The organism is Phycicoccus avicenniae (assembly GCF_050496545.1).
Taxonomy (GTDB): domain Bacteria; phylum Actinomycetota; class Actinomycetes; order Actinomycetales; family Dermatophilaceae; genus Phycicoccus; species Phycicoccus avicenniae_A.
Map to the genome: position 1 here is coordinate 127,695 of NZ_JBNVZV010000011.1, position 8,560 is coordinate 136,254.

Consider the following 8,560-nt stretch of genomic DNA (forward strand, 5'->3'; position numbering starts at 1 on the left):
GGTCAGCCCCAGACGAGCGCGCGCGACGGGTCCGCGAGGATCGCGGCGACGTCGGCGAGGTACCGCGAGCCGAGCTCACCGTCGACGAGGCGGTGGTCGAAGCTCAGCGCGAGGGTGGTCACCCAGCGCGGCTCGATCCGCTCGTCGGCGCCGGTGCCCACGACCCACGGACGGCGGGTGACCGAGCCGAACGCGAGGATGGCCGCCTCCCCCGGGTTGAGGATCGGGGTGCCGGCGTCGACGCCGAAGACGCCGACGTTGGTGATGGTGATCGAGCCACCCGCCATGTCGGCCGGCGGGGTCCGGCCCTCGCGGGCGGTCGCGGTGAGGGCGGCGATGGCGTCGGCGAGCTCGCGCATCGTCATCCGGTCGGCGTCCTTGACGTTCGGGACGACGAGCCCGCGCGGGGTCGCGGCGGCGATGCCGAGGTTGACGTAGTGCTTGGTGACGATCTCCTGGGCGGCCTCGTCCCAGCTGGCGTTGATGCCGGGGTTGCGGCGCACCGCGAGGCACATCGCCTTGGCGAGGACGAGGAGCGGCGTGACCTTGACGTCGCGGAACTCCTTGTCCCGCTTGAGCTTCTCGACGAGGTCCATCGTGGCGGTGACGTCGACGGTGACCCACTCGGTCACGTGCGGCGCGGTGAAGGCCGAGTCGACCATGGCCTGCGCCGTGTGCTTGCGCACGCCCTTGATGGGGGTGCGCAGCTCGCGGATGCCGCGGGCCTGCGCCCCACGCGTGGTGCTCGGGTCGGCCGCGTCGCCGTCCGCGTAGGCGAAGGACGAGTCGCCGTCGGACCGCCCGGTGGCGGCGGCCTCGACGTCGGCGCGCGTGACGATGCCGCCGTCGCCGGTGGGCGTGACCGACTGCAGGTCGACCCCGAGGTCCTTGGCGAGCTTGCGCACCGGCGGCTTGGCCAGCGCCCGGGCGCCTGTCGCCGTCTGCGGCTGTCCAACAATCGACACATTCGACGATTGCTGGACGCCGGAGGAGGTGTCGGGCTGTACAGGAACTGACACATTCGTCGAATCCTGGACGGGGTTCGTCGTCGAGGCGGGGGCGGCGGGCTGCGCACCCTTGCGGGGGCGGCGCACGGCCTCGGTCTGCTTGACGCCGTACCCGACGAGGACGGCGGTCCGACCGGTCGAGGTGGTCCCGCCGATCAGCCCCTCGCCGATCTCCTCGCCGTCGGATGCCGGAGCCGGCGCCTCGGCGGCGGCCGGCGCCGGAGCGGCCGGGGCAGCGGACCCGCCGACGCCGTCGTCGACGGTGATGATCGGGGTGCCGACCTCGACGGTGTCACCCTCGGCGACGTGCAGCGCCGACACCGTGCCCGCGAACGGGACGGGCAGCTCGACGAGCGACTTGGCGGTCTCGATCTCGACGACGACGTCGTTGACCTTGACGGTGTCCCCGACGGCGACGTGCCACGTGACGATGTCGGCCTCGGTCAGACCCTCGCCCGGGTCCGGGAGCTTGAACTCACGAAGAGCCCTCTGCGGCAGCGCCTTTCAGTACGCGAGCGAACGGTCGACGGCGTCGAGCACGCGGTCGAGGTCGGGGAGGAACTCCTCCTCGAGCCGGCTCGGCGGGTACGGCACGTTGTAGCCACCGACCCGCAGCACGGGGGCCTCGAGCGAGTGGAACGCCTCCTCGGTGACCATCGCCGAGATCTCCGACCCGATGCCGAGGAAGGTCGACGCCTCGTGGACGACGACCGCGCGGCCGGTCTTGCGCACCGACGCGAGGATCGCCTCGCCGTCGAGCGGCGACAGCGAGCGCAGGTCGATGACCTCGAGCGAGCGGCCCTCCTCCTCGGCGGCCTGCGCGGCCTGGAGGCAGGTCTTGACCATCGGGCCGTAGGCGAGCAGCGTGACGTCGGTGCCCGGGCGCAGCACCCGGGCCGTGCCCAGCGCGCCGTCCGGCCCGTCGCCGAGCTCGCCCTTGTCCCAGTACCGGCGCTTGGGCTCGTAGAAGACGACGGGGTCGTCGGACTCGATGGCCTGCTGGATCATCCAGTGCGCGTCGTGCGGGTTCGAGCACGCGACGACCTTGAGGCCGGCGGTGTGCGCGAAGTAGGTCTCGTTGGACTCGCTGTGGTGCTCGACCGCGCCGATGCCGCCGCCGAACGGGATGCGGATGACGATCGGCATCTTCACGTAGCCGAGCGAGCGGGCGTGCAGCTTGGCGACCTGGCTGACGATGTGGTCGAAGGCCGGGTAGACGAAGCCGTCGAACTGGATCTCGACGACCGGGCGGTACCCGCGCAGCGCCATCCCGATGGCCGTGCCCATGATGCCGGCCTCGGCCAGCGGGGTGTCGATGACCCGGTCCTCGCCGAAGTCCTTCTGGAGGCCCTCGGTGACGCGGAAGACGCCGCCGAGCTTGCCGATGTCCTCACCCATGAGGACGACCTTGGGGTCCTTCTCCATCGCGGCGCGCAGGCCCGAGGTGATGCCCTTGGCGATCGTCGTGGTGCTCATCGGGCCCCCTCCTGCTCGAAGGACGCGTGGTACTCGGCGAACCACTCCTGCTCGCGCGCCGTCACCGGGTGCTCCTCGGCGTAGACGTGCTGGAACATCTCGGCGGGCGCGGGGTCGGGCATCGAGAGGCAGCGCTCGCGCACCGATGCGCCGAGCTCGTCGGCCTCGGCCTCGACGGCCTCGAAGAAGTCCTGGTCGGCCTTGCCGGTGGTGGTGAGCCAGCGCTTGTAGCGCTCGATGGGGTCGCGGTGCTTCCACACCTCGACCTCGGCGCTGACGCGGTACTTCGTGGGGTCGTCGGAGGTGGTGTGGGCGCCCATCCGGTAGGTGAAGGCCTCGACGAAGGTCGGGCCCTGGCCGGAGCGGGCGTTGTCGAGGGCCTGCTTGGTCACCGCGTAGACCGCGAGGACGTCGTTGCCGTCGACCCGGATGCCGGGGAAGCCGAAGCCGCGGGCCCGGTGCCAGAGCGGCGCACGGGTCTGCTTCTCGTTGGGCTCGGAGATGGCCCACTGGTTGTTCTGGCAGAAGAAGACGACCGGGCTGTTGTTGACGCCCGCGAAGACCAGCGCCTCCGAGACGTCGCCCTGCGAGGTCGCGCCGTCGCCGAAGTACGCGATGACCGCGGTGTCGCGGCGGTCGTCACCGGTACCGACGTCGCCGTCGCGCTGCACGCCCATCGCGTAGCCCGTGGCGTGGAGGGTCTGGGCGCCGATGATGATCGTGTAGAGGTGGAAGTTCTTCTCGTTGGGGTCCCAGCCGCCGTGGTTGACGCCGCGGAACATCCCGAGGAGGTTGACCGGGTCGACCCCGCGGCACCAGGCGACGCCGTGCTCGCGGTAGGTCGGGAAGGCGTAGTCCTGGCGGCGCATCGCGCGGCCGGACCCGACCTGCGCGGCCTCCTGGCCGAGCAGGCTGGCCCAGAGGCCGAGCTCGCCCTGGCGCTGGAGCGCGGTGGCCTCGGCGTCGAAGCGCCGGACGAGGACGAGGTCGCGGTAGAACCCGCGCAGCGCCTCGTCGGAGAGGCCGTCGACGACGGCGTCGAGCTCGGCGTTCGGGACGCGCTCGCCCTCGGGGCTGAGCAGCTGGACCATCTCGGGGCCACCCTCGTGGGCCGGACGGTCGGGCAGGTCCACGGTGCTGACGTGGTGGTCCACGCCGAACGCGGTCTCGAGGGGGGCGACCTCGTTGTCGCTCACGGGCACTCCTTCTCCGGGCCCCGGGGTGAGGGGCCGATCTCGGGGGGCGTCGTGACCGATGGCTGGGTGTGGCGGCGGTCACGGCCGGTGTCGGGGCCCACCGTACCCGGCCCGCGGCAACCCCCGAGAACCCGCGGAGGGGTGACCCCGGCGGGCCCAGCCCCTACCGTCGGAGGATGCCGGCCTCCGACGCCCTCCGGACCGTCCTCGCCGCGGCCACGGCCGCGGACTTCTCCGGCGTCGTGCGCGTCGACCGGGGCGAGCAGACCCTCCTCGAGGAGGCCGCCGGGCTCGCCGACCGCCGCTTCCGGGTCCCCTGCTCCCCGGCCACGCGCTTCGGCATCGCGAGCGGCACGAAGTCGCTGACGGCGGTCACGGTGCTCTCGCTCGTCGCCGACGGCACGCTCGCGCTCGGCACGAGGGTGCGCGACCTCCTCGGTCCCGACCTGCCGCTCGTCGACGACGCCGTGACCGTCGAGCACCTCCTCGCGCACCGCTCGGGCATCGGCGACTACTTCGACGAGGAGCTGCTGACCGACGACACCGACTACGTCATGCCCGTGCCCGTCCACACGCTCGCTACGACCGAGGACTACCTGCCGGTGCTCGACGGCCACCCCCAGGTCACCGCACCGGGTGAGCGGTTCGCCTACAACAACGGCGGCTACGTCGTCCTGGCCCTGGTCGCCGGGCGGGCCTCCGGGTCGCCCTTCGAGGAGCTGGTGCTCGAGCGCGTGTGCCGGCCGGCCGCGATGGCATCCACCGCCTTCCTCCGTGGAGACGAGCTGCCGGACGACGCCGCGACCGGGTACCCCTGGCCCGACCGCGACCGGACCAACGTGCTGCACCTGCCGGTGCTCGGCTCTGGCGACGGCGGGCTCTTCACCACGGCCGCCGACGTGGTTGCCCTGTGGCGCGCCCTGCTCGACGGCCGGCTGCTGCCCCCGGCCCTCGTCGAGGAGGCGTGGCGGGCCCGCTCGACCGAGGAGTCGGGTCGCGCCTACGGCCTCGGGTTCTGGCTGGAGCCGGCCGACGGGCTGGTCGAGATGCACGGCGGCGACGCCGGGGTCTCGTTCCGCACCGTCCACGACCGGCGCCGCGACCTCACGTGGACCGTCCTGTCGAACACGACCGACGGCGCGTGGTCGCTGTCCCGCGCGGTCGCCGGGGCCCTCGCCCCCTGACCGGATGCGCCGCCGCGCCCGAGGTGCGGCCCGACCCGGGCACCGGCAGGGTGGAGGGATGCCCCTGACCCGATGCCTCCGCCCGGCCGCCCTCGTGGCGGCGCTCCTGCTCGCCGCGACCGGGTGCGGGTCCGGCGGCTCCGAGGGCTCCCCGTCGCCCTCGCCCAGCACCTCCGCGTCTTCGCCGGAGCCCGGGGGGCCGACGAGCACCCCGTCCGGCCCGGGCGACGGCTCGCGCGGCATCCCGACCGAGGCCGAGGTCGAGGTCGTCGAGGTCGACGGCACCTGCGTGTACGTGGCGGTCGGCGACTCCGAGCGGTGGGCGCTGCGCGGCTCGGTCGACGACCTCGCCGTCGGCGAGCGGCTGACCCTCACGGGGGCGCCGGACGACACCGCCTACCCGGAGTGCCCCGACGGCCGGCCCTTCCTCGTCAGCGACGTCACGCCCCTGGGCTGACCCGGGCACCCATCTCGGCCACCGGCCCGGCACCCCCGGCCTCCCGGTCCTCCCGCGTACCCTGCTGGCGGGCCCCGCGCCGGGACCCGGAGGGCTGGGATGACCACACTGCAGACGCGCGCGCGCCCGGAGGACGAGCGGCGGCGCCGCGTGCCCACGGTCCGGCCGGCGGTCGTGGCCGGTGCGCTCCTCCAGCGGCTCGAGCCCCCGCTCGGGCGGCCCACCCGCATCACCGAGGCCCGCTTCTCCGGCGCCGGGCTCGTGGTGGGTGGGGTCTTCGTCGCCGCCTCCCTGCTGCCCTCGCTGCTGCCCCGCCCCTCCGTCGTGCAGGGTGTCATCTCCGGGGTCAGCCTCGTCGCCGGCTACGGGGTGGGCGCCGGCATCGCCGCCGTCGGTCGCTACCTGGGGCTGCGCGGGCCACGGGGACGGCTGCGCGAGTGGTTGGTCGGCATCTGCGTGACCGTCTGCGTCGGGGTGCTGGTGCTGTCGGTCTGGAAGCAGGTCGGCTGGCAGAACGACATCCGGCTGCTCTACGGGATGCCGCCCATCGGCCCCGAGGGGTGGCCGCTGGTCACCGCCGTCACCCTGCTCGTGGCGGCCCTGCTCCTCCTGCTCGGGCGCAGCCTGGGAGCCGCCTTCCGGGCCCTCAGCCGTCGGCTCGTGCGCCTGATGCCGCGGCGGCTGGCCAACCTGCTCGGCGCGATGCTGCTCGTGCTCGTCGTGTGGGCGGTCTTCAGCGGCGTGCTCGTCACCGGCTTCTTCTCCGGCGCCAACGCCCTCATCGCCCCGTCGGACCAGGTGGTGTCGCCGAACACGCGCGTGCCGACGAGCCCCGTACGCTCGGCCGGGCCGGGCTCGAAGGTGCGGTGGATGGACCTCGGCGCCGAGGGCCGGGGGTTCGTCTCCGGCGGGCCGAAGGTGGCCGACATCGACGCCGTGACCGGGGGCGGGGCGCGCCTGCCGGTGCGTGTCTACGTCGGGCTGCGCAGCGCCGAGACCATCCGCGGACGGGCGGCGCTGGTGCTCGAGGAGCTCAAGCGCACCGGCGCCTTCGACCGCAAGGTCCTCGTCCTGGCGACCACCACGGGCACCGGCTACCTCGACCGCAACGGCACCGACTCGCTCGAGTACCTGTGGAACGGCGACACCGCCATCGCGGGTGTGCAGTACTCGTACCTTCCGAGCTGGATCTCGCTGCTCGCCGACCAGGACGCCGCCCGGCTCACGTCGCAGGCGGTCTTCGACGCCGTCCACGGCTACTGGTCGACGCTGCCCGAGGAGACCCGCCCGCGCCTCTACCTCTACGGGCTCTCGCTCGGGTCCTACGGCGTCGAGAACATCCTCGGGTCGATCAACCTCATCAACGAACCGGTCGACGGCGCCCTGCTCGTCGGGCCGCCGTTCGTCAGCCCGGTCCACGCGCGGCTGACGGCCGGCCGGGACCCCGGCAGTCCCGCGTGGCTGCCCGTCTCCGGTCGGGGCCGCACGGTGCGCTTCACCTCCGAGCAGGACGGCCTGTCCCGCACGCCGGGGCCGTGGGGCCCGACGCGGGTCGTGTACATGCAGCACGCGTCCGACCCGGTCGTCTTCTTCGACAGCGACCTCGCGTTCACGCCACCGGAGTGGCTGCGCGACGGCCAGCGCGGTCCCGACGTCTCACCGCAGATGGGATGGTTCCCGCTGGTGACGATGGTCCAGGTGCTGCTCGACCTGCCGGGGTCTGGCAGCGTGCCGATGGGCTACGGCCACCTGTACTCGGCGCCGGCGCACGTGCGGGCCTGGACGGCGATCAGCGAACCGCCCGGATGGGACGCCGCGAGCCTGGCCCGCCTCGACGCCGTGCTCTCCAAGCGCCCGCACCCCTACGGCTGACGGACGCCCGCGGAGAGGCGGCCCCGGCCCGGAGCCTCCCGCCCGACCCGACTTCTTGCGCATCCGCCACCTCGCGGCGCCACCTCGGGCCCTCGCGAGGTGGCGGATGCGCAAGAAGTCAGATGAAGGGGGCCAGGGGTTGTCGTTACCGAGGCGGGTCAGGCGCGGCGGGTGGCGAGGAAGCGGCCGGCGACCTCGACGAGGCGGTCGTTGGCCTCGGTCTCGGCGATCGTGGCGCGCACGCCGTCGGTGCCGTACGGCCGCACCGTGAGCCCCTCGGCCTCGCAGGCGGCGGCGAAGGCGGCGGTGTCCTCGCCGAGCCCGAACCACACGAAGTTCGCCTGCTGGTCCGGGACGTCCCAGCCCTGCTCACGCAGCGCCGCGACCACCCGCTCGCGCTCGGCGACGAGCTCCTTGACGCGGACCTCGAGCTCGTCGGCCGCCTCGAGCGAGGCGATGGCCGCCGCCTGGGCGAGCGAGTTCACCCCGAACGGCAGGGCGGACGTGCGCAGGGCGGCGGCGACGGGCTCGTGCGCGACGGCGTACCCGACCCGCAGGCCGGCCAGCCCGTAGGCCTTGGAGAAGGTGCGCAGGACGACGACGTTGGGGCGGGCCTCGTGCACGGCGAGCGCGTCGGGGGCGTCCGGCGCGTCGACGAACTCGAGGTAGGCCTCGTCGAGGACGACGAGCACGTCGGACGGGATGCGGTCGAGGAAGGCGTCGAGCTCGGCGGCGCCCACGGTCGTGCCCGTCGGGTTGTTGGGCGTGCAGACGAGCACGAGGCGCGTGCGCTCGGTGACGGCGGCGGCCATCGCGTCGAGGTCGTGGCGCGCGCCGGGGGCGAGCGGGACCTGGACGGGCACGGCTCCGGCGAGCGTCGTGAGGATGGGGTAGGCCTCGAACGAGCGCCAGGCGAAGACGACCTCGTCGCCGTCGTCGCAGGTGGCGCGGATCAGCTGGTCGAGGACGCCGACCGACCCCGGCCCGGTGCTGATGCGGGCCGCCGGCACGCCGAGCCGGGCGGCGAGGGCCTCTGTGAGCGCCGTGACCGCCATGTCCGGGTACCGGTTCATCGAGCCGGCGACGTCGCGGACGACATCGAGCACCGACGGCAGCGGCGGGAAGGGGTTCTCGTTGCTGCTGATCTTGTAGGCCGTCAGGCCCTCGCGCACCGCCGCCGGCCGGCCGGGGGCGTACGCGGGGAGGGAGCCGAGGGCTGCGCGCAGGCGCACCGGGGTGGGGCGCGCCGTGGCCTCGGCGGCGAGGTCGTCGGTCATGGTCCCCACTGTAGGTCCGCGGCGCCGGCCCCCATCTCCGGCGTGGGGGGGGGGGGGGGGGGGGGGGGGGGGGGGGGGGGGGGGGGGGGCG

The 8,560-nt window shown here is 74.0% G+C and carries 7 protein-coding genes; 3 read left to right on the forward strand and 4 right to left on the reverse strand.

The window, feature by feature from the left end; all coding sequences use genetic code 11:
• Nucleotides 1–2: 2 nt before the first annotated feature.
• Genes ACQZ2A_RS11420 through pdhA form a run of 3 tightly spaced genes read right to left on the reverse strand, consistent with a single transcriptional unit; the run spans nt 3 to nt 3,679 of the window.
• Nucleotides 3–1,505: a dihydrolipoamide acetyltransferase family protein gene (locus ACQZ2A_RS11420; RefSeq protein WP_430210941.1), complete on the reverse strand. Its 1,503-nt coding sequence runs from the start codon at nt 1,503–1,505 to the stop codon at nt 3–5.
• A gap of 6 nt (nt 1,506–1,511) precedes the next feature.
• On the reverse strand, nt 1,512–2,483 hold the full coding sequence (locus tag ACQZ2A_RS11425; RefSeq protein WP_430210925.1) for an alpha-ketoacid dehydrogenase subunit beta: 972 nt from the start codon (nt 2,481–2,483) through the stop codon (nt 1,512–1,514).
• Entirely contained in the window at nt 2,480–3,679 is a 1,200-nt protein-coding gene (gene pdhA / locus ACQZ2A_RS11430; RefSeq protein WP_430210928.1) for a pyruvate dehydrogenase (acetyl-transferring) E1 component subunit alpha, read from the reverse strand. The genes ACQZ2A_RS11425 and pdhA overlap by 4 nt, the downstream gene beginning before the upstream one ends.
• A gap of 176 nt (nt 3,680–3,855) precedes the next feature.
• Between pdhA and ACQZ2A_RS11435 the strand changes: the two genes are divergently transcribed.
• The 3 genes from ACQZ2A_RS11435 to ACQZ2A_RS11445 all read left to right on the forward strand — a co-directional run bounded on the left by ACQZ2A_RS11435 (nt 3,856) and on the right by ACQZ2A_RS11445 (nt 7,192).
• On the forward strand, nt 3,856–4,863 hold the full coding sequence (locus tag ACQZ2A_RS11435) for a serine hydrolase domain-containing protein (RefSeq protein ID WP_430210930.1): 1,008 nt from the start codon (nt 3,856–3,858) through the stop codon (nt 4,861–4,863).
• A 58-nt stretch (nt 4,864–4,921) separates the two neighbouring features.
• Nucleotides 4,922–5,320 (forward strand): hypothetical protein, encoded by a 399-nt coding sequence (locus tag ACQZ2A_RS11440; RefSeq protein WP_430210933.1) that lies wholly within the window; start codon nt 4,922–4,924, stop codon nt 5,318–5,320.
• A 99-nt stretch (nt 5,321–5,419) separates the two neighbouring features.
• Complete coding sequence (locus ACQZ2A_RS11445; protein WP_430210936.1) at nt 5,420–7,192, forward strand: alpha/beta hydrolase; 1,773 nt, start codon at nt 5,420–5,422, stop codon at nt 7,190–7,192.
• Between the two features lie 158 nt (nt 7,193–7,350).
• Here ACQZ2A_RS11445 and hisC read toward each other — a convergent pair whose 3' ends face one another.
• Nucleotides 7,351–8,469, reverse strand: coding sequence for a histidinol-phosphate transaminase (gene hisC, locus ACQZ2A_RS11450; RefSeq protein WP_430210938.1), 1,119 nt, complete (start codon nt 8,467–8,469; stop codon nt 7,351–7,353).
• Between the last annotated feature and the right edge of the window lie 91 nt (nt 8,470–8,560).

Excerpts from the sequence above, each read along its gene's own strand:
- hisC (WP_430210938.1), bottom strand. The coding sequence starts at position 8,469 with ATGACCGACGACCTCGCCGCCGAGGCCACGGCGCGCCCCACCCCGGTG.
- ACQZ2A_RS11445 (WP_430210936.1), top strand. The coding sequence starts at position 5,420 with ATGACCACACTGCAGACGCGCGCGCGCCCGGAGGACGAGCGGCGGCGC.
- ACQZ2A_RS11425 (WP_430210925.1), bottom strand. The coding sequence starts at position 2,483 with ATGAGCACCACGACGATCGCCAAGGGCATCACCTCGGGCCTGCGCGCC.
- ACQZ2A_RS11435 (WP_430210930.1), top strand. The coding sequence starts at position 3,856 with ATGCCGGCCTCCGACGCCCTCCGGACCGTCCTCGCCGCGGCCACGGCC.
- ACQZ2A_RS11440 (WP_430210933.1), top strand. The coding sequence starts at position 4,922 with ATGCCCCTGACCCGATGCCTCCGCCCGGCCGCCCTCGTGGCGGCGCTC.